Source organism: Paraburkholderia sp. A3BS-1L (assembly GCF_051125215.1).
GTDB lineage: Bacteria > Pseudomonadota > Gammaproteobacteria > Burkholderiales > Burkholderiaceae > Paraburkholderia.
On the sequence record NZ_CP120442.1, the window covers coordinates 2,447,618 to 2,473,744 of the forward strand.

The following is a 26,127-nucleotide window of genomic DNA, read 5'->3' on the forward strand; positions in this document are numbered from 1 at the left end:
GAGTAGTCCAAAAGCGCGTGTTCGGCGGTTTTGGGTAACGATTGTTGGTGCGCCGCACCACATAGTTGCTTGCCCGTGAAGTCACCAGCCTGGATTGTTTCCCGATAGCCGCACATCCTCCTTGCGAGGAACATGAAGGCCTGCGCTCCAACGCGCCACGGTGTTGAAAGAGTGGAGGCAAAAATGGGACCAGCCGACTTCAGCGAATTCGAGCACGAAGGTTGGGAGCGTGTCGCGCAGGCCTATCACACGTACTTCGGTGATTTGACTGCCCAGGCGAACCACGCGATGCTCGAGGCGCTTGGCGTGAGGCGTGGCACGCGCTTTCTCGACGTCGCATCCGGGCCTGGCTACCTCGCTGCTGCAGCCAGGCGTCGCGGTGCGGACGTCGCTGGCGTGGATTTCTCGTTCGCGATGGTCGAAAAGGCGAGGCGCGTTTTTCCGGGACTCGAATTCCGCATCGGCGACGCGGAGGATTTGCCATTTCCCGACGAAAGCTTTGGCGCGGTGGGCATCGGCTTCGGGATGGAGCATTTCCAGCATCCTGAGCGTGCGCTCGCGGAGGCGTTTCGCGTGCTGCAATCTGGCGGCAGAATTGCCTTTACAGTCGGCGCAACGCCGGACAAGGCCGTCGGTATCGGGATGGTGTTAAAGGCCATCGCGAAGCACGGGACGACCGATGTGCCGGTTCCGCCGGGACCGCCTCTCTTTCGGTTCAGCGATTGGGGAGAATCGAGGCGCGCATTGCTCGAAGCTGGGTTCGTCCACCCGGAGGTGCGCGAGGTGGACCAGACCCTGGTGCTGCGTTCGCCCGATACACCGTTTCACGCGCTCATGCGCGGCGGCGTCCGAGTTGCGGCGATGCTGCACGCGCAGACGCCGGCTGCGCTGGCGCTGATTGAACGGACCGTCGCGCACGACGCAGAGACGTATCGGAGCGATGCCGGGGAACTGAGGATTCCCATGTGTTGCGTCGTCGCCTCCGCCCTCAAACCTTAGGGGCTAGCTGATTTAAGCGAGGACAGCGCACTAAGCCTTGCCAAGAATGCCCTCGAGAGTCGGACCGAAGTATTTGCCTTGCTGCGGCCCGGGCAACGTAACCGGTTAGTGCTATTGCAGAGGAAATTCACAGAGATGGCTGAGCCCGCCATTTTGCTGTGCACCGTCTCAGCGGGACTGTCCGTGCAGAAACTCGGGCTCGTTCGATACGTGTACGAGGCTTCCAGCCTTACCTTGCCGCTGTATTTTGCGCTCAAGGGCAAGCATGGCTATGTACTGACGAACGCGTCCGAGCTCGCAGCGGCGGTAGAGCCTCTGCTTCAAAGTACGATTTCAACCTCCTCCGCATTCCCCTAGTCTCCGCTGTCGCTCGGCATTCTGCGAGCGCGATATTCCGAGTGTGCGCGATGTGATGGAGACCCCTGATGAAAAAACCGCTCAGTCATCACGAACTCGCGATGCTGCTGGTGTTGTTGAGTGCACCCGCGCATGTGGCGCTCGCTGACCCCGATGCAGTCACGCTTCAGCAGGAGCGCCTGGTAGAAGTTGTGCAAACGACTTCTGCCGGTGCCGAGTTGCGTTGACATCCGAAGGCAAGGCGCTCCTTCAGCGCCTCGGGTTGATGGCAGCATAAATAACTTGCTCACGTCAGCAATGCCTTTTGCCGTCCAGCGCCACACCGCTCTGAAGCGCCTTCGACAGCTTGAGTTCAGCATCTTTTGCTGCATTGCAAACGGCTGTCGCAAAGGCTGCGCCGACTTCTGCCGACACATTAACTGGCGACAGGGTTTTCCCTGGAATACGGCTGCGCGTCAACGCCAGTGGGGTTCCCAGCGTTGTTCATGCACCCCGCATGGTGCCCGAAAGCAACACGCGATTGACATTCGCACTCCCTGCTCTAGAATTGGTTTCGCTGCATCGCAACAAAGGTTCCTACTCTGCGATTCTTCGTCCGCCATGTCGTACAGCGGTCTTTCGGACAATCGCCACCAACCCCCATGGAGTTAGTGATGAGCAGTCTCGACCTCGAACAAACCCTCGCCGCACGGAAAGCCAGCCTGGAAACAACGTTTGAACTCCTGAACAAAACTTTTGCTGGCATCGAAAATCTGGCCGGTCTGAACCTCCAGACATTCAAATCGACCCTTGCTGAAAATCAGGAAATCGCAATCCGGGCGTTATCGGCCAAAGACCCCGCGGAGCTGTTTGCACTGCAGTCAGGTCAGACGCAGCCTGCCGTAGAAAAAGCGCAGTCGTACTGGCGTCACGTCTACGAAATCGTGTCCGGCACTCAGACCGAATTTACCGAGACGCTTGTAGCGCGGTCCAAACTGCTCCAGCACGATTTGCAGGCGTTCGTTGCCAACCTCGCAAAGAGCGCGCCGGCAGGAAGCGATGCGTTCCTGTCCGCGTGGAAGTCTGCAATCGAAACTGCAAACACGACATTTGAAACTACCCAGAAGGCCGCGAAAGAAGCGACGGGGATTGCTGAAGGCAACGTCAACGCCGCGCTTGACGCTCCGACCAAGTCGACCAGGCGGGTCGCTGAACAAGCCGAAGCGGATGAGAAGAAGTAACCCTGCTACAGCCACGCCCTTCTGATGTCCAAGGCGAACCCCACCCGCTGTTCTCGAGCGTTCTTTTCTGGCGACTACTAGTGCACCGCGAACGTTGTCACGAGGTTGTCGACCTCAACGTGACACGTTCGGGGGTTCGCTCTTGCCGAAATTTCCGGTTTCAGAACTCACAAACTCAGGGTCAACTTCGTGGTCGAGGTGGACGTTGAGGGGATGAGGGTGAAACACGTGACAAGGTGGGCGCCTTCAGGAGTTGGCGACACGACTGCGACGTGTCGATGCAGAAACTCCTGCTGGACCTTCATCAATGTTTCAACTTAAGAGGTCAAGGGGCCGCGTGGAAGTTGTCCATCTTCCGTCACGGCGTGCACCAGTTTCGATGCGCGCGACCCCGGACTTGCTGGAGCGGAACATGAAAAATTCAGGCAACAAGTCGCTGCGCTATCAGGTCGAAAAATGGCTTGCACCGGCCCCCGCTTCACCGGTTCACGTGACCGAATTCGGCCGCACACGCCGGGGCCGGACACGCTATGTTTGCGTCGAGACGTCATCACCCGCTGGTTTGCGTGTCTTGTTCTTCTTTCGGCACGATGATGGCACCTGGCATGTGTTCCCACCTGCCACCGAGACGCAGAACTCGACCACACTATGCCTCGCCGTTTGACGACGTTACGCCAAGCGGTGTGGTGAACTATGAATGCGTGAGATATTCAGAGATTCGGGGCACTGCGTCAGACTGGTGGTGACGCAGCATGTGGCCCCTGAACCGAGGATATTTTCTAGTAGCGAGCACCCGGAGCGGAAGACGGGGCACATTCACCAAAGTACGTCGTTCGGAATAACCGTTGCCTTCGCCAAGGGCATCCTGCCGAACCAGGGGGGGGGCGGCAAACGGTAAATGCTGCCAGGGGCAACATCGGAACAGCGCGCGGCCAGTCAGCGTCTTGCCACCGAAGAAGTTTTGGAACCGGCTACCCTTGTGTAGCCCAGCACTTTCCTGCGAGTGCGCTGGCGAGGCACATCATAAATTCATTACAGTTCGTAGTCCAAATCAACATGGGCAGCATGTCGAACGGAGGTGCAGTCTTGGAGTCGGTCAGTCCAAGGGTGCTCTATCGCGTGGCCGCAGGAGGGTCAACATGAAGCTAGACGTCACGACGTTCCGGAAACTGCGCCTTCTCGCTCCAGTCCTCGACGATATACTTAACGCGGGAGAGGTAGAACACGCGGACCAGGCCGTGAATCTCGCGGCGTTGGCGCGCCTGTGCTCACAGCTGTTCGACGCATATCACTGCCAGCACCCGGACGAGACTGCGCAAGCGCACATCGACGCCCTCAAGTCGCGATAGCACACTTTCTCAGGATTGGCTGGGCGGCTTCAGGTATCGCCAGTACAATCGAAGAGACCTACCGCATTGACCTCAGAACATGGACGCATGCCCAAGCGTACAAGACGACTTTCTGCAGACGCTCGTAAAGGACAAGACCGCCGTAAACGTGTTCCTCGTGAACGGCATCAAGCTCAGTGGTCAACTGTGCCGCTTTGACCAGTTTACAGCGCTATCTCTCTTGCCGCGGTCTGTGGGATTGGCATCGCAGCGTTCGCTGGCAAACTGCCCTCGTCAGATACCGTTGCCATTGCAGTGACGGCGGCACCTTTAATTGACGTCCAGGTAAAGATAGACGCGACGAGAAAGAGCGTCACGCGGTAGGAGAACCGCACGACGCTAAAGCACGCACCTGGAGAATTTCTGCTATCAGGACCATTGCGGTTTGAGCCGGCCGTGCGGTTACCGCGTGAGACGACGGAAGCAGGCCGGTCATTACGGCAATGCCGGTCGCACTGGGGAGACCTGGTTTTTCCTGCCGACGGTCGCGAGAGTGCTTTAAAGCCGGCTCTCGCCGGCCTCATGTGCCTCCGCGGGTCTAGTGGCTGGCAACGCTCGGGTGTCTGCTCATGCGCCAGCTCCTCCCGTTGGGTCGGGCCGTAGTGGCGTCGGCAGAACCGGCGATGGCCCCCACATCTCGACCTTCAAATTGGTCGCAAATGTCCGCAGTTCCTGCTCCAGCGTGCGCCATGGCCCGTCCGCGAATGCCGCCCAGTCGCTCGTAGAATTCCAGCAACTGGTCGTTCGAATCTGCGGTGTGCCCAGCATATTGCGGTGCGCCCGGAGCTCGACCAGGCCAGCCTGCTGAACAATCATTGCCGCTGCCTTCTTCGCCCATTCGGCGTAGGCCTCCAGATTCGCGCCTGGCTGAAGGTCGTATGTATTCGTCACCTCTATCATGGAAGTCTCCTCAACGATGGAGTTGGGTTCGCGCTGGCACCGGTACACTACCGGTTCGCCGGTAGGACTGTGCACTGCGTCTCTGATACTGCCCTCGTTCACCGCAGTGGGTCAAGCAGCGCTTCGGGCTCGAAAGCTCCGGCAGGAGAGGGAACAGATTTTGGAAAGCTGCGCGGGGCGCGCAAGCGACTACCCGGAATCAACGTGCGCATGCCGACAGACAACGAGGGATGCGCAACGAATTTGAACCCGGAGCCCGCAAAAAACTTGCCGCCCGATGCTAATTGCATGAATCCCGTAGCCCAAGTGGCCAGCTGGAAGTTTGCTGTCAATGCCGCTGCCAAGGGGAGTGGAAGAGCCTACCCCTTGCTGCGATAGAGCGTGATGGGCTCCGCAGCTTCGTGCGGTCGGTGTTCGACGATGTCAAAGGCACCCGACAGGATGAGGATACGCTTGAGCTGGCTGACGCCATACGCCTGTGCTCTTAGGCCAGTGTCGAGCGAGCGGAGGAAGGCCCCGGCGCGGGCCAACGATGTCATTCCGTTCACGGGCTCGGTCTGGGATTCGGCCTCCTGTAGAGCCCGAACGATGCGAGTGGTCGGCCAATGCGTCTCGCAGGGGTTGGCGAGGTCAACATATTCGACATGTGCGGGAAGCTGCTGCTTTAGTGCCGCGCAGACCGCCACCAACTCCTCGTCATCCTTGAGGTTCGCCTTGGCCAGCGATGCTCCGAGGCTGACCCCGAGTACAAGGACCAAGTCATGGAGCGGTTGCGCCTCACTGTGCTGCTCGTCGAGCACTTGAATCGCGGCCCGGCAGCCGGCCTCGGTCAATAGCGAGACGCCGGGAATCTCATGGAAATTGTGAACGAGCTGATTGCGCTGCTCCACCATGCGCCCGAGATACTGGGCCAAGATGTCAGTGCCCGTACTCATTGACTCCTGGAGGTTTTGCACCAGCGGCCGTAACGTCTGGTTCTTGGCCTTGTCCCGAAACTTGGCGAAGGCCTCGTCACTACTGGCGCTCCCCTTCGGGTGCATATACGGCAGCACGACCTTCAATCCCGCTTCAATCTGCTGGAATAGCAGGATATTCCGGCCGAGACGAAGGAGGACCGAATTCACCAGTGCCGCGTGTTCGTTTGCCATAGTGCGCTCAGCCGTTACCGTCGACCCAGGCACGCGCCCACTCGATGCCCAGATGCTGCGCACGCTCCTCGTCATCGACGATGTCGAGAACATCGGACGCGATGACGAGCTTGCCTTCCCGGGTGACCGTGCCGCTGGACGCAAACCTCTCTTGTTCAAGGATGCCACCCTGCTGTGCGATGGCGTGCCCCCAGAGGTCGTATCCGCGGTATCGCTCAGTCTGCATCAGTGCTACGCCTGTCTGTGGCGCGCCGACACGCGGAGCACATTGCCTTCAGGCGTTATCTGCCGCGGGATGGCGTCGAAACTGGGTGTGCTCTTCGCTGAAGACGCTGAGGTTTGCGCGGCTGCATGGGCTACTGCACGCGGGGCGACGGCATGCGGAGCCACGCGCGACACAACCCGCGGCGCCGTGCGCGACACCTCCAGGCTGACGCGTTTGCGCTTCAGCGGCTTATGCGGCTTGACCGCAGGCACCGGCTTGGCCAGGGACGGCGCATGGGTGCGCGCTTCTGGAGGGTCCCAGATTTCGACATAGCGCGCGTCCGCGATAGCTGGCGCCACCACTGCGACACACAGCAGGCTGCAAATCAGGGTTCTGGTCAAGGACGCCTCCGCAGGGTTGCCTTCGCCGGCAATCGGGCGACGGCTGGCTATTTTCGCACGGAGTCGCGCCCAGTCCAGCGCCTCTTCGACGGACCCCGCGTGGGCTCAAGAACCGGCACGATGCGCCACGTGGACTCAGGTGTCCTATTGGCGACGGCCTCGAGCACTTTCCGGAAGTGTTCCAGAAGCGTCTGCAGAGTTTCCGCAGACACGTTGGGAGATTTGGAAAATTTGCGGGAGTACCAGGTGACGTTGTATTCGGCCTTCCAGCCCTTTCTTTGCCACCAGTTGACTCCGAAATGACCCGGAGGCCCGCAAGTACGTGGAAGACCGAAATCGAGGTTGATAAGTGGTACTCGCTTACGTGAAACTCGAATCTCTGGAAAGGTACGTAGCAACTAAGGAGTGAATCTGCTGGACGACCGGCTTCCGATAGTCCAGAAACCAGCCACGATTCAGGTTGAAGAGCTGCACAAGGTCAGCCTCGGCTTGCGGGAACGGCAAATCAAGCGCCCTGATTGCGACCACCCGGCAAGCCTCGATGAGCCGCGCGCGCTCGAGCCAATCGCATGCGGCACCGTTCGAACTCAGCCAAATCTGCGAGGACTCAATGAGATGGTCCGTGCGCAGCCATTCGCCGCTGCGAGCAAATGCGAAAAGTTGTCCCACCACAAGGAAGGTGAGCAGCTCCGCCCTCGTTTCGTCATCCAGCCCCTTCATCTCTCGGCTTCCAGTTTCGGAGCAACTCTACTGCTCTTCGACGCACGCGGCGGTGCGGGGCACGCCTCGGCATGCATCCGTTCCACAGGGAAGAGATTCAGGAACGAGCGAGCCTCGTCCGTAGAACGACTACCGAGCCAGCCCTCGTAGTCCGTTGGGCGCACAATGACTACCGAGCGCTTTTCATCACCAGGTTTGTGAAACCTACGCATGAGGGGATGGTCGCTCGAGTTCACCGTGAGCATCGTGAAGGAAAACGCCTTGCCTTCCTCTCCTTCATTCCATTCACGCCATAAGCCGGCAATGGCGAATGGCTCGCCGGAGGCCATGTTGATGCGCCAGCGCACCGCTTTTCCGCTCTCATAGTTCGGCTCGTAGAACGCTTCGCACGGAATGAGGCACAACTGCAGCCGTTTCCAGGCCCCGCTGAAACTGCGCTTATCACCGACGCTCTCCGACCGCGCGTTCATCGTGTCGAAGACGCGTACCCCGGGCGGGATATGCTTGCGCGGCACCATCCCGAACGTTGCGACATCGGCTCTCTCTGCATCCGCCACGCGCCTAATAATTGGCGCTGGATAGTCCTTGTACACGTCGTCGCGCCATGGGCTATCGGGCGGTTCGACCCCGAAGTGCCTAAACAGCCTGTCACAGCGCGCCGCTGTATAGTTTGTGCACATCGCTTACCTCCCCTAGCTGACCACCATCTTGCTTCCGCGCGCCAATTCATCGATACTGTATATCCATACAGTGTGTTTGTCATGCAGTCGGAAAATGGAGCCAGTTTGGGAATTTAAGTGGGCGGTGTGGAATGAGGTCAAACTGCGGTTTGTGCCGACGCCCATATGGCTGACCGACGAGGAAGCGCGGTCCGACTGGTACGCGTACGATTTGTGTGTCTACCGGCTTGAGCACACGCGTCGTGAACGCAATCGTTGTTCCGGGCCTTACGTCGACCCACCTGCGTCAGACCTGCCGTGGCAGCGTGAACGCAAGCTGCGCGCGGAGCGCGCCAGGTACGGGCTCCCGCCTTTTTTCACGCCGCTCGACGCTGAACTACGAAAACTCTGGACCGAGCGCCCGGAAGGACTCGTGCGGACACTAGCGCTGGAGGTGCAGTGCGGCCGCTATGCGATATCAGAAATCGAGGCAATTGCAGCCGAAGGCTACTGGCACCTACAGAAAGAACACGCGACTGTTGCTGAGGCACGCCAGACATTAGGGCGCTTACGGTGGCGCCTGATGCAGGAGCTGCAAAGAATCGGTCCAATTAAGTGGGAGCGGCGATGAACCATCGCTCAATTGAATGCATCTCTTGACCATCTGGCCAGCGAATATGAATACGCGTGGCGATTTTTCCCGATTCTTCTCATCGAACCCGAGAATTCTCAAACGTCATGAGAAGTATTGAGAAGCAAATATTTCGGCGGGCAACGACTCCTGCACGCATTGAATCCAAGGCGCGGCATGGTTTAGCGCGAGGACTACAATTAAGCAGTCGAGCCCCCACCTCGCTCGTCGTATCTTCGCGAGCTCGGAGGATTGCAAGCGTCAGCTGACTTTCGGCGATGACCCGGGCAATAGCCCAAGGGAGAAGCCATGAACGCGGTCCTGTCGTATGCGGTGACCTACCCCGCAATGCTGGTTATACCAGCCATTGGCGCAGGCACGACCGTGTACGTTCTGCGCATCAAGGCTCGGTACATAAAAGAGGGAATGTTCTTTGGGCGGCGCAGCCAAGAAAATCTCCTGCCCTCCATGGGCGATTCGGTTACTTCATCGACCGACCTATCCGAAGTCGATGCGAATGCGCGATTGCTAGCTATCGCAATTGACGGAATGATTGCGAGATGCAGTTCATATCTCAGCATCGCGCCCGAAGAAAGGCATCAATTGACGGAAACAGTAGGTCGGGCACGCGACGATTGGCGAATAGTACGGAGCAAGATGCAAGACTCCGCGCTATGGGAGACCCACCGGAAGTCAGTGCAGGCACTGGACGCTCATGTCGATGCCACATTCGCAACCGCGGAAACAGATGCCGTCAAGCAGAAACGCTGGATGCAGTCTTTTATCGGTGACTTGCGCGGCTTCCGCCAATCTTTGGCAGCCGAGCAAACGCCGGGGAGACTCGCCCCCTAACGGGCAACGTAGTTACTTCTGTGCCCGGTGCAAGAACAAATGAGCACGGCATTGCTCCACTTGGCCGCTGCCGTCACAAGCGCACGCTGTGTGGAAGACTTGTGTTAGCCATTCTTACCCGCGCACAACAGCAACATCTCCTACGTCACCGAACAGCATTTCTTCGAGCTGCACTTCGTAGTCAGCGCGTGCCCCACTTCGCACACGGCGGATGTCCGCCGTCGCTATCACCCGACGACCGCCTTTATGACCGCCCGGTCAAAGCTCGACTGTCACGCGCAGCACTATTTGCCTCCAATGGCTTTGTGAACACGCTCCGCGAGCGCCGCAGCTTCGCTCGGTGACATGGGCAGCGGCTCGAGCGGTGCCTCATTCAGCACCCAGTCGGCCAGCTTGCTCACAAGCGCAGCATCGTCCACGTTCAGCCCGAGCACCGTCAACGACCGCACGAGCGAGCCGGCGGGCGTACAGCACGCGTATATGGCATCAAGCGCGGCATGTACGCGTGTCGACTCCATCAGCGCTTCGTTGCACGCGTCGCGCATAAGGTTGTCGTATCGCACGGGTGCTCCTCCGTCAGGTGCCGTCAAACATCGTCGCCAACTTTGTTTTCAATTCCGCGAGCACCGAAGGCGCGCTTATACCTAGCACCTCGTCCGTGCGCACCAGCTGCTCGCGACACCACGCTGGCCAGTGCAGCCAATCATCATCCAGCGCTAACCATGCCTCAGGTTTTCGACGCAAGACGTCCGACCAAATTTGCATGCCGCGCGGAGCAGCGGCGAATTCCTCACGGTCCATTTTGCTGTGATACGTGGCGCCAATCACCCGCGCCTGTAGGCCTGGCGTCAGTCTGTGCGACACACGGCGAACGCTTCCGCGATAGCGACGCACCCACGATGTCGACAGAACAATGCGAACATCGCAGTATGGCGCCAGAACGTCCTCAAGCAGCTGGCAGTGTTCGAATAGGGAATGTCCGGGTGCATCTAGCAGTGTCGGGCCATGTTTGTGCAGCAAATAGACGGACTCGGGATGTAAAACCCCATCGAAGTCTAAAAAGAGGAGGTATCCGCCGGTGTGCCGTGGCGGGGGCACGCAAAATGTCGGCCCAGGAAGTCCTGTCAGCATGTGCTCACCTCGGCGCACATTCTTCGCTGCACGCATCTGCGATGACAAGCGCGCGCCCGAAGTCCTTTGGCCTGTGCACTGCCTGGACTACGGTTTTCCCGCCGAGCGTATCCCACCGCCCGGCAGCTACCACGTCGTATCGCGACCAGCCAGGCACCCACTTTCTGAGCCGTCGGCATACGCGCGTCAGCCGTGACAGCAGCACTCCGCGTGCTACCGCAAGCTCGCGCGGGTAATAGCGCTTGTGGTCAACATCTATGCTGAAGACATCGCTTCGCCGCTCTAACCGTCCCAGCTCGCGGCGAGAGATGCCCCGGAGACGGCAGAAAGCAGCAGCTGTGAGCAGAGAGCCCTCGCGGATTTGACGCCGGCGATTGCGACGGGACTGCCGCTCGAAGCCGTCAAAAAACGCGCGGGACCTACGGACCTCCTCTTCCGTAGGCTCGTGGGATGGCTGACGCTCCGGTAAGTCGATACGCACAGGATACGAGTGAGCCATCATCCACGCCCCCGCGACGCGAACGACGCTGCGAGCATGCGGTCAGCCAGCCGAACTGCTGCTTCGGCTGTGAGCGGCGGCTCGGCTGGTACTCCGGCCAGTCCCCAGTCATTCAGTACCTGCGCTTGTCGGGCTTCTTCAGGCGACAGCTGCAGCACTCGCGACGCGCGTTCTACGACAGCTCGCGCGAACGCATCTGGGTTGTCCATCGTGGAGATACGGATGCCGTCCATGTTGACTGCAAAGCGACAAACCGCGTAAGCCACTTCGTACGCGCAACGCACCCGCACAACCTCTTCTGCAGTCGCCCGTCGGGCCACGTGCATGAACGCATCAAAATGCTGATTCAGCTGCTCAGCCGCGTGCTGTTCGCTTGAAACAAGCATGTACTCGTCCATTGCCTTGTCTCGGCGCCGTTTTGCTTCGGCGATGTACTCCTCAGCAACGTCTCTGTCGACAACGGGCTCGCCGTCAGGCCCCGGCTTTGCCGGCAGCTTGCCGCTATCAATCAGTTCGCGCACGTATCGCCTCGTAACGTTAAGCCGCTTCGCCAGTTCCGCAATGGTCATATGCACGCGCCACCTATTTATTACGCTAGTGCGTCAATCGCAGAATTGGATACAAGTGCATTCTTGAAATTCATTAGATATCCATATTTTTGTAGTTGTGCCATCAGCTTCGCGACGCCGCTCATAGGTCCACGGTTCTGCAATCTAGCGAGCCGTGTCATCCTCGAAAGCGGCAACGCCGCTGACTTGACACCGACGTGAACCACACCTTGTCGGCGGCGGGGATGAAAGGCCGATGGGCCCGCGGGTCGATAAATGCAACCAAAGCTTGTATGAGCCACGCGAGCATCGAGGTCCAGAAACTCAATATTGGAGCTCAGGCGACCCATATATGAGGCAGCTTCACAGCCAATCAGTGTCTGGTCTCAGCTTGGGTTTGCATCATACGTCACTGTTTGAGGTCGACCCGTGGACGCCCGCCCGACTTCGGTTGCTGGCCTGACGGTCATTTGGCGCCTCGTTCTTGATGGCTTCCTGCAGGACGCAATGGCCCGCCCTTTTCGCGTGCCTCCTCACGATTGTCGCGTAACGCTCACGCAGCTTGTCGCCTTCATGCGCGAGCTGCCCGTCAAATAGAAGGGTGCCACGCGCCAAGCTCTGGATATCCTCGACCGACAAATCCTGGATGGTGGCCAGCGCGCCCTCGATGACAATTTGCGCCTCAGTCACATGCAGCCAAATCCGCTTCACGAGGTCGGCCTCGACGAGAAGCAGATGGTCAACCCACTCGTTGCGCGGCAAGGATGCCAGATGATGGAATGTGCGTCGCAGGAGCCATTGAATAAAGTCACCTCGCCATTTCGCCTCGCCGGGCATCTCCGTCGGAGGCAATTCGAACATAACGCCGTCAATTTCTGCAGTTTGCGGAATGCCGATTTGCGCTAGCGACCTGCGCGCCGAGGCTGGTGCGTGCACCAAAGAAACTTTACCCACGTTGACTCCAGTGAATTCTGCGTGACTGCGCTCGACTTTCGGCGGCCGTTTTCGGCACCCATCGAACCGTTGACAGAGCCGCAGCTCAAGAACACGTCCCATATTGATAAACAGGATACTATCAATATGGATAGTCGACAATATGTAGAGTTGAACGTATGTAGATTTGTAGTCTGGATTTAGACATCCTTCGGGCATGTCTAAAACAGCACCCGAACAAAACCCCATCCGTGGCTTGGTAGCAGCGAACCTAAAGCGGCTGCGCCGAGCAGCTGGATATTCGCAGGAGGGTCTGGCCGTTGCGGCCGGTTTTCACCGTACCTACGTAAGTCAGATAGAGCGCGAACGTATCAACGTCACCGTTGATGGGATATGGCGGCTAGCGGTGCTACTTGGGGTCGACGTAATGGAGTTCTTTTCGCCGCTGGAGGACTAGCGGCGATGTGCGTTGACCGCATCGAGAGGCACGTCACGGGCTGCCGATGGCGTCGAGACAGAGCGGTCATCGATTCCGCAGAAATGACGGGAACAGCGACGGACGCTACTTCGACGTACCTTCCCAAGACGGACAACCCGACCGCCCCATCGCAACCCACGTCTCAACGACATCTTGGCGCCAGCGAAGAAGGTGTTGGTCGTAGAACTGAGCGCGGGGCGGTAGCAGCCACGGACGATGTCTTGCCCGCCAGGTGACGGCAAGCGGCGAAAGCTTTAGAAGACCTGCCAACTCGTATGAGTCGAGGTAATGGAAGGTAGGCGGCGTGGATGTCGTGTGCATCCCGGTTGTAGCACCGTCGGTTTAAACCAGCAGTTTCGGCCGCAGCGTAGAAATAACGCAGCGGCCGGAGTTCGTTTGATGTCATGCGCTCTGTGGCGCAACTTTTTAGATTCCCTTCTGCCTCGGAATCGTCGGCGATGCTGGGACCTAGCCGTCGGTTTTGACGGAGACGTTTTTCTCCTTGGGGCAAGCCGGCAACGCCGGCGCGTCAGGATTCGAGTGTGTGCAACTCCGGGACCGCCCTTCGGGCGGCTGTCCACGCCCTTGTGGTGTGGACAGCGGAGTTGTACACACGGGGAAGCGGCACCGGCCGGCGCGAACCCACAGAAAACACCGAACGGTCACCCAAAACGCGGCATTTCTGTGCAACCAAAGCGTGCAGGTTGGTCGCAGGCCGCTTCCCGTAAGGGCGAAGTTGGGGACCGACTCAGAATCGGTTACAATCGCGGGCTTGGAGGTGTGGCAGAGCGGTTGAATGCACCGGTCTTGAAAACCGGCGAAGGGGTAACCCTTCCGTGAGTTCGAATCTCACCGCCTCCGAATTGGATGCACTTCTGTGCAACCAATACTCCCAAGCTGCACGGTCAAAAGTTGGCGTTTGAGGAAGATTTGGTCCATATAGGGGTTCGAATCTCACCGCCTCCGCCAGCAGACTTTCCCGCCCCTTTCCGCCTTACTTTCTCTCCCCTGAAGTGCCCCATCCGGGACCACAGGCCCATGCCACAAGCACGTCTTGACGGCACATCGCCCCTGCAGCCGGAAGCGATTTGATTGAACTTAAGGGTCGCATGCGTATATCGCTGCCACACATCATGCCACCTATACGGCAGATACATAGGTGAAAACCCTAGTAGTGCTGTACAATCCTGCTCATTGAGAGGATTAATCATGCCGCACCGTTTCCAACTGCTTGAAAAATTCGCATTTTCGATCGTCGTCCTGTCTGCCGTGATCTGCTCGAGCTACATCGCCTGGGAAAGCTCGCCGGATCTGCGCGCCAACCTTGAGGTCGGCAAAGAGCTCTTCCTGAAGAGCGGCCAGTACTCGTACGCCTGCGCCACCGTGTCCGGCGATCCGTGCGCACAGTTCCCCATCGAATAAGCGTTCAACACGTCTTTCCCTCTGTTTGCCTCGCGCCGCCTTGCTCAAGGCGGCCTTGAACGCACACCCCGATACGCCACGCGGGTGACTGCGGATTGAAACCCCGCTCGTTTAGACTAAGCTCAAATCTGGTTTCGCATCCGAGCCTGCTCGCCATGCTCATCCGCGCCCGCCCGCGCAACGGCCTTGCAGCCGTGAGCGCCACTAGCGCCACTAGCCACAGGCTCGCCTGCGCCTGCCTGCTGCGTTATCTCGGCTCGTCCTTGCTGCTCGCCCTCGCGAGTGCCTGCACGATCACACCCGCGACCCGCCCGACACTGGTCATCCCGCCCCAGGCGATCAACAGCGCGGCGCTCGACGAGTATCGCGCCGCCGTGGCGAAGCGCATCGTCGAGCGCAATCCGTCCCATGTGCTGCGTGGCACGCCTCAGGCGATGCTGCGCTCGCTCGTGGTCGTCTCGTTCACGGTCAATCGCGACGGACAGATCGTGAAGTCGTCGGTCTACCGCACCAATGGCGACTACGATTCCGAAGCTACCGCGCTCGTCACGCTGCGCCACTCGGCGCCGTTGCCACCGCCGCCGGCGCACCTGCTCAACTCGATCGGCCAGCTCGAACTATTCGAAGACTGGCTGTTCAATGACGACGGCAAATTCCAGTTACGCACGCTCGCCTCGCCGCAGGCACAGAACTTCAACTGAACCCCGCGGGCGCCACTCACCTTGCGGGTGCCTTGCTGCGCCTTGCGAACGGTCGTTATAATTTTTCGCTATCCCCTACCGGCATTTGCCCGGCCAGGCGCATGGTCTGGCGCCACCCGCGCCGCGCCAATGCGCGCCCCGGCCGCCGCGCGGCCACGTCGCGTGCCCATTGCGCTTATCCACGCGCACCCGGCCGGTTCCCGTTTCGTGCACACACCCGGCCCCGCACGATGCATACTGCTAGATCGTTGCCTGCGCAAGGATGGCCCCAACGCCTGCGCCAAGGCGAAGCGCTGCCGCCTTGAGACCACTCCGCCGCGCCGCCAGCCTGACAGCTTCGAACCCTGAATAAAAGACGCCTGCGCCGCGCCTTGCGCTTCGCGCGCCGGAACGCGCAAGGCGCGCTTCACACTGACAGCACAACGACTGGAGCCCCATCGATGTCCACCTCTCCCATTTCGCCCGCGCGCGCCGATCAGCCAGACGCAGCGAAGCAGCAAAGCGCCGCGCGCGTGATCTTCGCGAGCTTCATTGGCACCGCGATCGAGTTCTACGATTTCTATGTGTACGCAACGGCCGCCGCGCTCGTGATAGGCCCCGTATTCTTCCCGCATGGCTCAGCCACGGCCCAGGCGCTCTCCGCATTCGTGACATTCGGCATCGCGTTCGTTGCACGGCCGATCGGCTCGTTCATCTTCGGCCACTTCGGCGACCGTATCGGCCGCAAATCGACACTCGTCGCTTCGTTGCTCGTGATGGGCCTGTCCACCACGCTGATCGGCTTCGTGCCCGGCTACGACTCGATCGGCAGCCTGGCCCCAATCCTGCTGTGCGTGCTGCGCTTCGGCCAAGGCATCGGCCTTGGCGGCGAATGGGGCGGCGCGGCGCTGCTCGCGACCGAATACGCACCAGAGGGCAAGCGCGGCTGGTTCGGTATGTTCCCGCAACTCGGGCCCTCGGTAGGCTTTCTGGCATCGAACGGCCTCTTCTTCGGCCTCGCCTCCACGCTCTCCGACCAACAGTTCCGTGACTGGGGCTGGCGCGTGCCGTTCATCGTCTCGGCGGTGCTCGTCGCGCTGGGGCTCTATGTGCGCCTGAAGATTGCCGAAACGCCGGCGTTCAAGACTGCCATCGAGCGCGAGGAGCGCGTGCGCGTGCCGGTCGCCACGCTGCTTTCGAAGCACTGGTGGCCGACGCTGCTCGGCGCACTCGCGATGGTGGTCTGCTACACGCTGTTCTACAACGCCACCGTGTTCTCGCTTTCACATGGCGTGAGCGCCCTGCATATCCCGCGCCCGACCTTCCTCGGCATGCTGTGCATCGCGGTGGTGTTCATGGGCATCGCCACGCCGATCTCGGCCTGGCTGTCCGACCGCTTCGGCCGCAAGCCGGTGCTGATCGTCGGCTGCATCGCCGCGATCCTTTCGGGCTTCACGATGCAGCCGCTGCTCGGCAGCGGCTCGCTGCCGCTCGTGCTGCTGTTCCTCGTAATCGAGCTGTTCCTGATGGGCGCCACCTTCGCACCGATGGGCGCGCTTCTGCCCGAGCTCTTCCCCACCAGCGTGCGCTACACGGGCGCGGGCGTCGCGTACAACCTGGGCGGCATCCTGGGTGCGTCAGTGGCGCCGTATATTGCGCAGGTGCTCGCCGCGCGCGGCGGCCTCTCGTGGGTTGGCGCCTATGTCTCGATCGCGGCATGCGTGAGCCTGTTCGGCGTGTTGTGCATGCGCGAAACGCGTCACAGGTCGCTGACTTGATTCACGGCCTGACTCACGGTCCTGATTCACAGCGCACCGGCAAAAAAAAGCGGAGTCCGCGCAAACGCGGATTCCGCTTTTTTATTCGCCAGCGACACTGGCGTGCCTATACTCGATTAAACGAGGTCCGCGTACGTCTGCGGGGGGAGATCAACCATGAACCTGCATCTGAGCAACGCCGATATCGTGCTGATGATCGCACTCGCTCTAGGTATCTCGCTCGTCCTGGCCTTCCGCCTGCGCACAGCGACCTGGCGTTCAGTCGTGCTGGAAGCGCTGGTTGCCAATGCCGCGGCAATCGCGGCAGTGGTTGCGGTCGAGCTGCTGCTCGCCTGAACGCACCGCCACACTCCGCGCGAGCCTCATCGATAGTAATAGCCGTGGTGGTAGCCGCCGCCGTAATAGCCACCCGCCGGCACCACGACGCACCCGCCCAGCGCCGCCGCGAGCAATGCACCTGCAATCAGGGTACGCGTCAATCGTTTCACTTCGTTCTCCCATCGAGTCAATGTCAGTTGTCCCGCGCGGCCCTTGCCGGCTGCGGACGCTTTCGATTGAACACGACGGCGAACGTCTGAGGCGTTGCAATTTGTAAGAAGCAGTGTGGCGGATGTTACAGCCCGCGCAATGTCTCGCGGACGCATGCGCCGCCAGCGCAGCGCACGGCAGGCAACGGCGACACTTTTAACAACTATGTAATGAGAAACAGCGCAGAAGCGGCAGAGCAGCGGCGCCGCAGAACGCGACGCCGTGCGTGTTGTTCAGGCCGCGGTTGCGAGTGGCCCCTTCGATGCATCGCCGCCGTTACGCGCAGGATAAACGCGATCGACAGCATCTAGCGCAACCGCGACCAACGGCACGTGATGTCCGTCGCCGACCGAGATCGAACGGTTGGGCGCACGCACACCAAGATGCTCGGCGTCGGTCGCAACGAAGATCATGACAGTCGGCTTGAGCAGCGCGTGGCCGAGATGCACGAAGCCCGTGTCGGTGCCGACCACGAGCGAGCAGTCTTCGATACGCTGCGCGACTTGCGAAACCGTGAGGCGCGGCAGCACCGTGGCACCCGGCACGAGCGCGGCGATCTCGCGCGCGGTGGCGTGCTCGGCATCCGAACCCCACGGCAACTCGATGCGCAGACCGCGCGCAATCAATGCGTGGCACAGCTCGCCCCAATGCTCGACGGGCCACTTCTTCTCTTCTTTCGAAGTGGCGTGGAAGATCAGCGCGGTGGGCGCATCGGGTGCGGGAAGCGCCATGCCATCGCGGGGGATGCGCATCTGGAAATCGGGCGGCGTGTCGATTTTGTAGCCCAGCGCCTCGCCCGTGCTGATGCGCATGCCCAGCCACGCGTCGCATTTCGGGCGCGGGCCGAAGCGGCCGTTGTAGGCGAAGGCCGCGCCGCGCTCGCCGAGATCCTGGGCGAGATAGCCGAAGCGCCGCCGACCGCGCGCAATAAACGAGATGATCGCGCTCTTATAGACACCGTGAATATCGATGATTGCGTCGTAGCGCTCGGCGCGCAACTCGGCGATCGACTCCCAGATCGCTTTCAAGTCGCTCCAGCGGCGCGATTTCTTGAAGCGGCGCAGCGGGGCGCAGAACACGCGGTCGACACCGGCGTTCCAGCGCACGATATCGGCGAATGCCTCGTCGGAGGCCCAGTCGACCTTCACGCCGGGGAATGCGCGTTGCACGTCGGCTACGACCGGAAGCGCCTCGACGATATCGCCGAGCGAAGTCACTTTGACAATCAAGACTCGTTTCATTGTGCTGCGAACCTGCGAGGTCCGATTTCGATGATTTGCCTGAATTTTTCCCGAGATTTTAACGGAGCGGGACCGCGCCCACGGACAAATCTATGAGTTCATCCGGTATTCATCGGACCCTTCTTTCATGCATTCCGGCGCCTCGCCCCGGTCAGAGCAGCCTGCCCCGTTGCGTAGACGAACACAGCGCCCGACCTCAGGCCGTTACAATCAGTGCTTTGCGTCTCGAATAAAAACCATGCGCCCCGTGAACCCGAACCTTCTTGCGCTGCTCGAGCGACGCTCGCGGCGCCTGTGGCGGCAATACGGCGTGCTCTGGCTCGGCGCGATCGCGGTCGGTCTCGTCGCGGTGTTCTACGCGCGCCTGATCGATTGGGGCTACAACGCCTTTCTGCGCGTGCAGCATGATCACGTCTGGCTGCCGCTCGTCGTCACACCCGCCGTTGCTGCGCTCGCCGTATGGCTCACCCGCACGTTCTTTCGCGGCGCAGAAGGCAGCGGGATTCCGCAGGTGATCGCCACGCTGCACACGAAGACCGGTAAAGCGGGGATGCGCCTGCTCACGTTGCGCATTCTCGCGGGCAAGATCCTCGTCTCGTTTCTCGCCATTCTCGGCGGCTTTACGATTGGCCGCGAGGGGCCCACGGTGCAGGTGGGCGCGGCGCTGATGTTCAACATGCGCCGCTTCTACCCGCGCTCGAACGCGCTCATCGAGCGCAAGCTCGTGCTCGCCGGCGCGGCTGCGGGCCTGTCCGCGGCGTTCAACACGCCGCTCGCGGGCATCGTGTTCGCCATCGAAGAACTCACGCGCAGCTTCGAGGCGCGCGCAAGCGGCGTGGTCATCACATCGATCATCATCGCCGGTGTGATCGCGCTCGGCCTGAACGGCAACTACACGTATTTCGGCAGGATCCAGATCGGCGCGCACTTCCCCAACCTGCTCGCCGTGGCCGTGCTCATTACTGCGATCGTCACCGGCATCGCGGGCGGCATCTTCTGCTGGCTGCTGCTCAACACGCAGCACTGGATTCCCGCGCCGTTGCGCAAGCTGCATGCCGAACGTCCCATCGCATTCGCCGCGCTCTGCGGGCTTGTCATCGCAGTGATCGGACTTGTCTCGGGCGGCACGACGTTCGGCAGCGGCTACGCCGAAGCGCGTGGCCTGCTCGACGGCCGCGAGCATCTGTCGATCGCCTATCCGTTCCTCAAGATGGCCTCGATGGTCGGCTCCTACCTGCCGGGGATTCCGGGCGGCATCTTCGCCCCTTCGCTGTCGATCGGCGCAGGCTTCGGCAACGTGCTGCACATGATCTTCAACGACATGCAGCTGCCGATGCTCATCGCGCTCGCCATGGTCGGCTATCTCGCGGCGGTCACGCAGTCGCCCATCACTTCGTTCGTGATCGTCATGGAGATGATTGACGGCCATGCGCTCGTGATCTCGCTGATGGCCACTGCGCTGATCGCGAGCCGCGTCTCGCGCATCTTTGCGCCACCGCTCTACGAAACGCTCTCGTTGCGCTACACGCACCCGGCGATGGCGTTGGCTGCACCGAAAGCCGCACCCGAAAGCGACAAGCCCGGCCACACCGCAGCGGACGAAACCACAACCCGCTGAGGTGCGCCGGGCTTGCCGTGCCATTGCATGGCAGGTGGCGTCAATAAATCACGACGGGCGCGGGCCGCATATACATGGGCCGGGCCGGAACAACGATGCAACCGGCCAGCATGATCGTAAGCGCCGCAGCGGCAAGCAGTCTTTTGCTCATGGTGTTTTATCTGTCGATCAGGGTTAGCGCTTTTTTCACGTCAATCAAGCGCGCCTCTCAAGCTACCCAGCGACCTTCGACCCAGCGCCAGTTCGGGCCGTGCGCGACCCAGTGGCCCGGCACCCAGTGATAGCCGACACGCTCGGCCTGCCAGTGGCCCGCGATCCACACGTAGTGGCCGCGATTCCAGCGCCAGTGGCCCCGATCCCATACATAGCCGACACGCGGCGCGGGCACGACTTCGACGCGCGCGGGCGGCGGTGCGCTCGGCGCGATGACGACAATTTGTTCCGCAAACGCAGGGGCCGCGACGGCGCAAGCGCCCGCGGCAACAATGGCAGCCTTGGCAACCAGCAGGCGGATGGAATGGTTCATATGAAGCTCCCCTTCGAGGTGTACGCCGAAAGTGGCGTTACCCGATCAATGCGCGAGCACGCGCCTGCGCTGACAACGGCGCTGTTACCACGAGGGGTGAAGTGAAACCGAATATTTCGGTAAGGAAGGCAGCGATGAAACGCGCCGGCGGAAGGCGCGTAAAGAAGGCGTAAAGAAGACGCAAACGCAAACCACGCGCATGCGCGAAAAGCGATGGCGTTACGGCGACAATATTGAGATGCGCGCGGCGCACAGCCGCTCCGCGCGCATCGCGTGCATCAGGCCTGCGGAATCTCGATCTTGACCTCGAGCACTTCGAGATCGTCCTGGCGTTCGAGGCTCACGCGAATGTCGTCGTCGGAGATCTTGATGTACTTCGAGATCACCGCGACCAGCTCGCGTTGCAGGGCCGGCAGATAATCGGCGGGAGGATGGCCGCCTGCGCGCTCGTGAGCGATGATGAGCTGCAGGCGTTCCTTCGCTACCGAGGCGGACTTCTTCTTCTCGCCGAGAAAAAACGAAAGAAACGACATGACGTGCGCCTCCCTTACTTGCTACCGAAGAGGCGCTGCAAGAGCCCCGGCTTCTGGTAATCGGTGAAACGAAGCGTCTTGTCTTCGCCGAGAAAGCGCGCTACCACGTCCTTGTACGACTCCGCGACATCGGTGCCGTCGAGATGGACTGCGGGCAGGCCCTGGTTCGATGCGTGCAGCACCGCTTCCGATTCCGGAATCACGCCGATCAGCTCGATGCGCAGGATCTCCGAAATATCCGAAAGCGACAGCATTTCGCCTTCGCTCACGCGCTTGGGGTTATAGCGCGTGATCAGCAGGTGCTCCTTGATCGGATCCTTGCCTTCGATCGCGCGCTTGGTCTTCGACGACAGCATGCCGAGGATGCGGTCCGAATCGCGCACGGACGACACTTCCGGGTTCGTCACGATCAGCGCTTCGTCGGCGAAGTGCATCGCGAGCAGCGCGCCCGACTCGATGCCGGCCGGCGAATCGCAGATGATGTACTCGAAGTCCATCTTGCGCAGATCTTCGATCACCTTCTCCACGCCTTCCTTCGTGAGCGCGTCCTTGTCGCGCGTCTGCGAGGCCGGCAGGATGAAGAGATTCTCGCACTTCTTGTCCTTGATGAGCGCCTGATTGAGGTTCGCCTCACCCTGGATCACATTGATCAGGTCGTACACGACGCGGCGCTCGCACCCCATGATGAGGTCGAGATTGCGCAGGCCGACGTCGAAATCGATGACCGCGGTTTTATGGCCACGCAACGCGAGGCCCGATGCGAAACTCGCGCTCGTGGTCGTTTTGCCAACGCCACCCTTGCCCGAAGTCACCACAATGATTTTTGCCATTCCCTTACCTTGCGTTCGTCAGTTTCCCAATTTGGTCTCGTCGCGGTCTTGCGCCGCTCGCGCCCGCGTGTTGCTCGCGCCCGACAGGCGGCTCAGGAGAGCCGCAACGGCTCGATCAAGAGCCGTTCTTCGTCGAGCCGGATTTGCGCGGGCTTGCCCTTCACCTCGGCGGCAAGCGGAACTTCAGCGGTGCGGTAGATACCCGCGATCGAAATGAGCTCCGCCTCGAGGCTCGTGCAGAAAATACGTGCGTCGTGGTTGCCGTGCACGCCCGCGAGCGCGCGGCCACGCAATGGCGCGTAAATATGGATGTTGCCTTCGGCGATCACTTCCGCCCCGTTCGACACCGCGCCCAGCACGACGAGGTCGCCCTTCGCGTAGATGCGCTGACCCGAGCGCAGCGGACGGTCGATCACGAGCGTCGGCTCCGCGCTCGTCGAGCGCGCCACGGAACCGGCTGCATCGGATCCTGCGTCCGCTTCGGGAGCCTCCGGAAGGAAGAGTTCCGGCTGCACGGCGGACACGGCTGGCGCGCTGGCGGCAGCATCGGCGGACTGCACCGGCGTGCCGTTCGCCGCACCGGTTGTGACTGCAGAGCCAGCTTCAGCGCCGGCGGCCCGCACAACGGCCGAGGCCTGAGTGGCGGGCACGTCGCCGGCCAGGCCGACTGCGCTGCCTGCGACGCGCTTGTCGCGCGCTTCGAGGAACGGCAGGCCCGCCTCGGCGGCCCAGCCATGCTGCGCGGGCAGCGCGACCACGCCCACCGGGCGCATGCGCACGCTTTCGAGCAGGCGCGCGATGTCGGCAAGCGCGATTTGCTCACCCTCTGCGAGGCGCCGCAAGTCGATGGCGACCGTATCGTTGGCGAAGAATTCCGGCGTCGCCTCGAAGCGCCGGGTCAGTTCGGCGCGCATCGCATCGAGCTCAGTCGTTTTGACCACAAATAAAAGCGTATCGACTGAGCCGCTCTTCAGTTCAAAATAGGGCGATTTCCTGGACGACATGGCGTTCGGCGAAAATTTTTGCGTATTTTACAGGCGTCGACGCGCACGGCCATTATTTTTAATGGCTCAAAATGCTGCGACACAGGGAGCAATGCACAACGGCGGGAGATACCGGCGCATGACGTGCCGGACGCACGCCATGGCTAAGAACAAGAGAAAAGCTGCTGGGCAGACACTCCGTTACTGGGCCGACATGCTCTTCTGCGCGAGCGCGACGTCGCGCACGAGGAGCGTCTCCCACTGCTCGGGCGTTTGGGTGCTGCGAGCGTGGTCGCCCGTGGCGACGAAGCCGAGCCGCTCGTAGAAGCGCATGGCGGTGATGTTGTTGTCGGTCACCCAGGCGAAGACTTGCGCAGCGCCTTCGCTCAAGAGCCAGTCGATGGCGGCATTGACGAGCAGCTCGCCGCCGCGCAGATGCCGCACGGCCGGCGCCACCCACAATGCGAACACGAACGCGCGGCGCGCCGGCGCACTTTCGAAATTCGCGCCGATCAGGCCGGCCGGATGCCCCTCGGTATAGAGGATGAACGATGTGGCAGTATGCGAGTTCGCGTGACGGGCCGCCGCAGCGTCGAAAACGGCGACATCGGCGGACAGCGCGTCTTCAAGCGAGTCGCCGAACGCATAAGGCGCGTCGCGCAGCGAAGCAGTTCGAAGCTCGCGGAGCACGGCACCCTGATCGGCAGCGATACGGCGAACGGTCAGTGACGGACTCATGCAGTCGTAAACCCCAATAAAGCACTAACGCGTAGCTTTAACCGAACTGGGCGGAGAGTCAAATCCTTATTTAACAAATTTGCCCGGCGCACACCGCCGACGCGGAACTTGACAGACCAGCCCAGGGGCCCCACAGGCATATGCACCGCGGCTCAAGGGGCTTCGTACGCGCCCGTGCCGTCTGGCCAGGGCGTGAGAAGCTCGTAGCCCTCGTCGGTAACCGCCACCATGTGCTCCCATTGCGCGGAGAGCGAACGATCCTTTGTCACCACCGTCCAGCCGTCGCGCTGCACCGCCGTGCCGGCGCGGCCTGCATTGACCATCGGCTCGATCGTGAAGACCATGCCCGGCTTCAAGCGCACGCCCTGGCCGGGCTGGCCGTAATGCAGCACCTGCGGCTCTTCGTGATAGACCTTGCCGATGCCGTGACCGCAGTATTCGCGCACGATCGAGAAACCGTCGGCCTGGGCGCGACGCTGAATCGCGTGACCCACGTCGCCGAGCGTCGCGCCGGGCTTGACCTCGCGGATGCCCGCGAGCATCGCCTCGTAAGTCGTGTCGATGAGCTGGCGACCGACCGTGCTCGGCGTGCCCACGGTGTACATGCGGCTCGTATCGCCGAAATAGCCGTCCTTGATCACGGCCACGTCGATATTGATGATGTCGCCGTCCTTGAGGACCTCGTTGCGGCTCGGAATGCCGTGGCAGACCACCGAGTTGACCGAGGTGCAGATCGTTTTCGGAAAGCCGAGGTAGCCGACGTTGGCCGGCACCGCCTTGAGCGTGTTGACGATATAGTCGTTGCAGATCGCGTCGAGGTCGTCGGTGGAGACGCCGGGCTTGACGTGTTCGCCAATCATGGCGAGCACGTCGGCGGCAAGCCGGCCGGAAATGCGCAGACGCGCGACGTCGTCGGCAGATTTGTAAGTGATGGCCATCTGTGAACGCTGTGAACGGGTAGTGAGCGCGGCGGCGCAAGGCGCCTCGCAGCAAATTCGGGGCAGCCGCGCAGAAAGCGCCATTGTACCGGGGCGTCACCCCCATCCAGCAGGCGCCGATTCGGATACGTCCGATTGTCCGCGCACAAGCCACCCTTAAAAATAAGAAATATCTTACAACGACGTGAGCCGAACGCCGACCATGACCCAGCCTGACTCCGCCCCCACGACAAGCGCCACGCCCGGCGCACAATCGGACGCCCCGCTCAACGTGCTGATCGCCCTGCCCACCTACGACAACTCGGTGCATTTCGACTTCGCGATCGCGCTGGCCCGCCTGATGGAAACCTTCAAGGAGCGCGGCGTGCGCTTCGAGTACATCCACACGGCTTCGTCGCACATCATCCGCGCGCGCAACTTCTTCGCAAGCTATTTCCTGAGCCACCCCGAATTCACGCACGTGCTGTTCCTCGATACGGACATGGACTTCTCGCGCGAAGCGGTTCCGCGCCTCCTCGCCGGCAACAAGCCGGTAGCGGGCATCGCATGCCCGTACCGGTTCTTCGATGTGGAAAAGAAGATTACGAGCGACGACGTGGGCCTCTCGCTGCGCGAATGGCAGGAAAAAACCGTGGAGTACAACACGGCGATCCGCGCCAACGAACAAGGCAGCAGCACGGTCAGCAACGGCTGGGTCGAGGTCAACCACATCGGCACGGGCATCTTCCTTATCCGCCGCGATGCGCTCGTTGCGCTCGCGCCGCTCACGCAGATCTACCGGCCGCCCTCGCAATACGCGCCCTACCTGCCCGATGGCCGCTTCTACGCGTTCTTCGGTCCGATCGGTAAAAAAGGCGTCTATCTCTCGGAAGACCTGTCGTTCTGCCAGCGCGTGCGCGCCGCCGGGATGTCGGTTTGGGCGCTCGTCGACGAGAAGATCGTGCACCACGGCGGCTCGGCGATCTCGGGCACCTTCCTGCGCTCGCTGGAGCAACGCGGGCACATGAAGAAATAAGCCGCCGAAAAAGCGACCACAAAGCAAAAACCCCGCAGCCGTCAGGCATGCGGGGGTTTTCTGAATTTGGCGGAGAGGGTGGGATTCGAACCCACGGTACGGGGAAACCGTACGCCTGATTTCGAGTCAGGTACATTCGACCACTCTGCCACCTCTCCGGGGTACTGCCGGCATTGCTTTACTGCTTCTCTGACCTTGGTCGGCGACCAGAGAAGCGGAGATTATAGA

33 protein-coding genes and 2 tRNA genes are annotated in these 26,127 nt (G+C 61.1%); 16 read left to right on the forward strand and 19 right to left on the reverse strand.

Annotated elements, in window-relative coordinates; translation table 11 throughout:
- Nucleotides 1-288: 288 nt before the first annotated feature.
- From P5W99_RS11085 to P5W99_RS11110, 6 genes are all read left to right on the forward strand, one after another.
- Entirely contained in the window at nt 289-999 is a 711-nt protein-coding gene (locus tag P5W99_RS11085; RefSeq protein ID WP_434662557.1) for a class I SAM-dependent methyltransferase, read from the forward strand.
- 425 nt (nt 1,000-1,424) lie between these two features.
- Nucleotides 1,425-1,583: a hypothetical protein gene (locus P5W99_RS11090; protein ID WP_434660762.1), complete on the forward strand. Its 159-nt coding sequence runs from the start codon at nt 1,425-1,427 to the stop codon at nt 1,581-1,583.
- A gap of 426 nt (nt 1,584-2,009) precedes the next feature.
- Entirely contained in the window at nt 2,010-2,576 is a 567-nt protein-coding gene (gene phaP, locus P5W99_RS11095; protein WP_434660763.1) for a TIGR01841 family phasin, read from the forward strand.
- Between the two features lie 412 nt (nt 2,577-2,988).
- The gene (locus P5W99_RS11100; protein WP_434660765.1) at nt 2,989-3,240 is read left to right on the forward strand and encodes a hypothetical protein; all 252 of its coding nucleotides are present in this window, start codon (nt 2,989-2,991) and stop codon (nt 3,238-3,240) included.
- Between the two features lie 475 nt (nt 3,241-3,715).
- Nucleotides 3,716-3,925 (forward strand): hypothetical protein, encoded by a 210-nt coding sequence (locus tag P5W99_RS11105; protein ID WP_434660767.1) that lies wholly within the window; start codon nt 3,716-3,718, stop codon nt 3,923-3,925.
- Between the two features lie 79 nt (nt 3,926-4,004).
- The gene (locus P5W99_RS11110; RefSeq protein ID WP_434660769.1) at nt 4,005-4,223 is read left to right on the forward strand and encodes an RNA chaperone Hfq; all 219 of its coding nucleotides are present in this window, start codon (nt 4,005-4,007) and stop codon (nt 4,221-4,223) included.
- A 308-nt stretch (nt 4,224-4,531) separates the two neighbouring features.
- Here the strand turns inward: P5W99_RS11110 and P5W99_RS11115 are convergent, their stop codons facing one another.
- The 6 genes from P5W99_RS11115 to P5W99_RS11140 all read right to left on the reverse strand — a co-directional run bounded on the left by P5W99_RS11115 (nt 4,532) and on the right by P5W99_RS11140 (nt 8,018).
- Nucleotides 4,532-4,864 (reverse strand): antibiotic biosynthesis monooxygenase family protein, encoded by a 333-nt coding sequence (locus P5W99_RS11115; RefSeq protein WP_434660771.1) that lies wholly within the window; start codon nt 4,862-4,864, stop codon nt 4,532-4,534.
- 359 nt (nt 4,865-5,223) lie between these two features.
- Complete coding sequence (locus P5W99_RS11120) at nt 5,224-6,012, reverse strand: hypothetical protein (protein WP_434660773.1); 789 nt, start codon at nt 6,010-6,012, stop codon at nt 5,224-5,226.
- A 7-nt stretch (nt 6,013-6,019) separates the two neighbouring features.
- Nucleotides 6,020-6,238 (reverse strand): hypothetical protein, encoded by a 219-nt coding sequence (locus tag P5W99_RS11125; protein WP_434660774.1) that lies wholly within the window; start codon nt 6,236-6,238, stop codon nt 6,020-6,022.
- A 5-nt stretch (nt 6,239-6,243) separates the two neighbouring features.
- Nucleotides 6,244-6,618 (reverse strand): hypothetical protein, encoded by a 375-nt coding sequence (locus P5W99_RS11130; RefSeq protein WP_434660776.1) that lies wholly within the window; start codon nt 6,616-6,618, stop codon nt 6,244-6,246.
- A gap of 360 nt (nt 6,619-6,978) precedes the next feature.
- Nucleotides 6,979-7,338 (reverse strand): hypothetical protein, encoded by a 360-nt coding sequence (locus P5W99_RS11135; protein ID WP_434660778.1) that lies wholly within the window; start codon nt 7,336-7,338, stop codon nt 6,979-6,981.
- Nucleotides 7,335-8,018, reverse strand: coding sequence for an SOS response-associated peptidase (locus P5W99_RS11140; RefSeq protein WP_434660780.1), 684 nt, complete (start codon nt 8,016-8,018; stop codon nt 7,335-7,337). Before P5W99_RS11140 ends, P5W99_RS11135 begins: the two co-directional genes overlap by 4 nt.
- Nucleotides 8,019-8,112: 94 nt before the next feature.
- Between P5W99_RS11140 and P5W99_RS11145 the strand changes: the two genes are divergently transcribed.
- On the forward strand, nt 8,113-8,628 hold the full coding sequence (locus tag P5W99_RS11145; RefSeq protein ID WP_434660782.1) for a hypothetical protein: 516 nt from the start codon (nt 8,113-8,115) through the stop codon (nt 8,626-8,628).
- Nucleotides 8,629-8,937: 309 nt separating this feature from the next.
- Nucleotides 8,938-9,480 carry a hypothetical protein gene (locus tag P5W99_RS11150; RefSeq protein ID WP_434660784.1) on the forward strand — a complete coding sequence of 181 codons (543 nt, stop codon included), beginning with the start codon at nt 8,938-8,940 and terminating at the stop codon, nt 9,478-9,480.
- A gap of 284 nt (nt 9,481-9,764) precedes the next feature.
- On the opposite strand, the gene P5W99_RS11155 is transcribed toward P5W99_RS11150, so the two are convergent.
- The 4 genes from P5W99_RS11155 to P5W99_RS11170 form a co-directional block, all read right to left on the reverse strand.
- On the reverse strand, nt 9,765-10,043 hold the full coding sequence (locus P5W99_RS11155; protein ID WP_434660786.1) for a hypothetical protein: 279 nt from the start codon (nt 10,041-10,043) through the stop codon (nt 9,765-9,767).
- 13 nt (nt 10,044-10,056) lie between these two features.
- The gene (locus P5W99_RS11160; RefSeq protein WP_434660787.1) at nt 10,057-10,611 is read right to left on the reverse strand and encodes an HAD domain-containing protein; all 555 of its coding nucleotides are present in this window, start codon (nt 10,609-10,611) and stop codon (nt 10,057-10,059) included.
- A gap of 498 nt (nt 10,612-11,109) precedes the next feature.
- A complete protein-coding gene (locus P5W99_RS11165) occupies nt 11,110-11,679 on the reverse strand; it encodes an excisionase family DNA-binding protein (RefSeq protein WP_434660789.1) in 570 nt (189 codons plus the stop codon).
- A gap of 381 nt (nt 11,680-12,060) precedes the next feature.
- On the reverse strand, nt 12,061-12,612 hold the full coding sequence (locus P5W99_RS11170; RefSeq protein ID WP_434660791.1) for a hypothetical protein: 552 nt from the start codon (nt 12,610-12,612) through the stop codon (nt 12,061-12,063).
- Between the two features lie 196 nt (nt 12,613-12,808).
- On the opposite strand from P5W99_RS11170, the gene P5W99_RS11175 reads away from it, so the two are divergent.
- The 6 genes from P5W99_RS11175 to P5W99_RS11200 all read left to right on the forward strand — a co-directional run bounded on the left by P5W99_RS11175 (nt 12,809) and on the right by P5W99_RS11200 (nt 17,285).
- A complete protein-coding gene (locus tag P5W99_RS11175; protein WP_434660793.1) occupies nt 12,809-13,048 on the forward strand; it encodes a helix-turn-helix domain-containing protein in 240 nt (79 codons plus the stop codon).
- Nucleotides 13,049-13,843: 795 nt separating this feature from the next.
- Nucleotides 13,844-13,930, forward strand: a tRNA-Ser gene (locus tag P5W99_RS11180).
- A 348-nt stretch (nt 13,931-14,278) separates the two neighbouring features.
- Complete coding sequence (locus tag P5W99_RS11185) at nt 14,279-14,491, forward strand: hypothetical protein (protein ID WP_421024493.1); 213 nt, start codon at nt 14,279-14,281, stop codon at nt 14,489-14,491.
- Nucleotides 14,492-14,646: 155 nt separating this feature from the next.
- Nucleotides 14,647-15,192 (forward strand): TonB C-terminal domain-containing protein, encoded by a 546-nt coding sequence (locus tag P5W99_RS11190; RefSeq protein WP_434660795.1) that lies wholly within the window; start codon nt 14,647-14,649, stop codon nt 15,190-15,192.
- 440 nt (nt 15,193-15,632) lie between these two features.
- On the forward strand, nt 15,633-16,949 hold the full coding sequence (locus P5W99_RS11195; protein ID WP_421043257.1) for an MFS transporter: 1,317 nt from the start codon (nt 15,633-15,635) through the stop codon (nt 16,947-16,949).
- A gap of 156 nt (nt 16,950-17,105) precedes the next feature.
- On the forward strand, nt 17,106-17,285 hold the full coding sequence (locus P5W99_RS11200) for a hypothetical protein (protein ID WP_035522328.1): 180 nt from the start codon (nt 17,106-17,108) through the stop codon (nt 17,283-17,285).
- A 26-nt stretch (nt 17,286-17,311) separates the two neighbouring features.
- Here P5W99_RS11200 and P5W99_RS11205 read toward each other — a convergent pair whose 3' ends face one another.
- Both P5W99_RS11205 and waaC read right to left on the reverse strand, forming a co-directional pair.
- A complete protein-coding gene (locus P5W99_RS11205; RefSeq protein WP_269151836.1) occupies nt 17,312-17,437 on the reverse strand; it encodes a hypothetical protein in 126 nt (41 codons plus the stop codon).
- Nucleotides 17,438-17,710: 273 nt separating this feature from the next.
- The gene (gene waaC / locus P5W99_RS11210; RefSeq protein ID WP_434660798.1) at nt 17,711-18,718 is read right to left on the reverse strand and encodes a lipopolysaccharide heptosyltransferase I; all 1,008 of its coding nucleotides are present in this window, start codon (nt 18,716-18,718) and stop codon (nt 17,711-17,713) included.
- A gap of 238 nt (nt 18,719-18,956) precedes the next feature.
- Here waaC and P5W99_RS11215 point away from each other — a divergent pair, with 238 nt between their 5' ends.
- The gene (locus P5W99_RS11215) at nt 18,957-20,336 is read left to right on the forward strand and encodes a chloride channel protein (RefSeq protein WP_434660800.1); all 1,380 of its coding nucleotides are present in this window, start codon (nt 18,957-18,959) and stop codon (nt 20,334-20,336) included.
- Between the two features lie 208 nt (nt 20,337-20,544).
- On the opposite strand, the gene P5W99_RS11220 is transcribed toward P5W99_RS11215, so the two are convergent.
- From P5W99_RS11220 to map, 6 genes are all read right to left on the reverse strand, one after another.
- Nucleotides 20,545-20,862 carry a hypothetical protein gene (locus tag P5W99_RS11220; RefSeq protein WP_421024498.1) on the reverse strand — a complete coding sequence of 106 codons (318 nt, stop codon included), beginning with the start codon at nt 20,860-20,862 and terminating at the stop codon, nt 20,545-20,547.
- 278 nt (nt 20,863-21,140) lie between these two features.
- Nucleotides 21,141-21,395 (reverse strand): cell division topological specificity factor MinE, encoded by a 255-nt coding sequence (minE, locus tag P5W99_RS11225; RefSeq protein ID WP_322056710.1) that lies wholly within the window; start codon nt 21,393-21,395, stop codon nt 21,141-21,143.
- A 14-nt stretch (nt 21,396-21,409) separates the two neighbouring features.
- Nucleotides 21,410-22,225 carry a septum site-determining protein MinD gene (minD, locus tag P5W99_RS11230; RefSeq protein WP_421024499.1) on the reverse strand — a complete coding sequence of 272 codons (816 nt, stop codon included), beginning with the start codon at nt 22,223-22,225 and terminating at the stop codon, nt 21,410-21,412.
- A gap of 92 nt (nt 22,226-22,317) precedes the next feature.
- The gene (minC, locus tag P5W99_RS11235; protein WP_434660803.1) at nt 22,318-23,229 is read right to left on the reverse strand and encodes a septum site-determining protein MinC; all 912 of its coding nucleotides are present in this window, start codon (nt 23,227-23,229) and stop codon (nt 22,318-22,320) included.
- A gap of 180 nt (nt 23,230-23,409) precedes the next feature.
- Nucleotides 23,410-23,946 carry a GNAT family N-acetyltransferase gene (locus P5W99_RS11240; protein WP_421024501.1) on the reverse strand — a complete coding sequence of 179 codons (537 nt, stop codon included), beginning with the start codon at nt 23,944-23,946 and terminating at the stop codon, nt 23,410-23,412.
- Nucleotides 23,947-24,098: 152 nt separating this feature from the next.
- Entirely contained in the window at nt 24,099-24,884 is a 786-nt protein-coding gene (map, locus tag P5W99_RS11245) for a type I methionyl aminopeptidase (RefSeq protein WP_421024502.1), read from the reverse strand.
- A gap of 202 nt (nt 24,885-25,086) precedes the next feature.
- Here map and P5W99_RS11250 point away from each other — a divergent pair, with 202 nt between their 5' ends.
- Entirely contained in the window at nt 25,087-25,899 is an 813-nt protein-coding gene (locus tag P5W99_RS11250) for a glycosyltransferase family 2 protein (RefSeq protein ID WP_434660805.1), read from the forward strand.
- A gap of 67 nt (nt 25,900-25,966) precedes the next feature.
- Here the strand turns inward: P5W99_RS11250 and P5W99_RS11255 are convergent.
- Nucleotides 25,967-26,057: transfer RNA gene (locus P5W99_RS11255), tRNA-Ser, on the reverse strand.
- Nucleotides 26,058-26,127 lie beyond the last annotated feature (70 nt).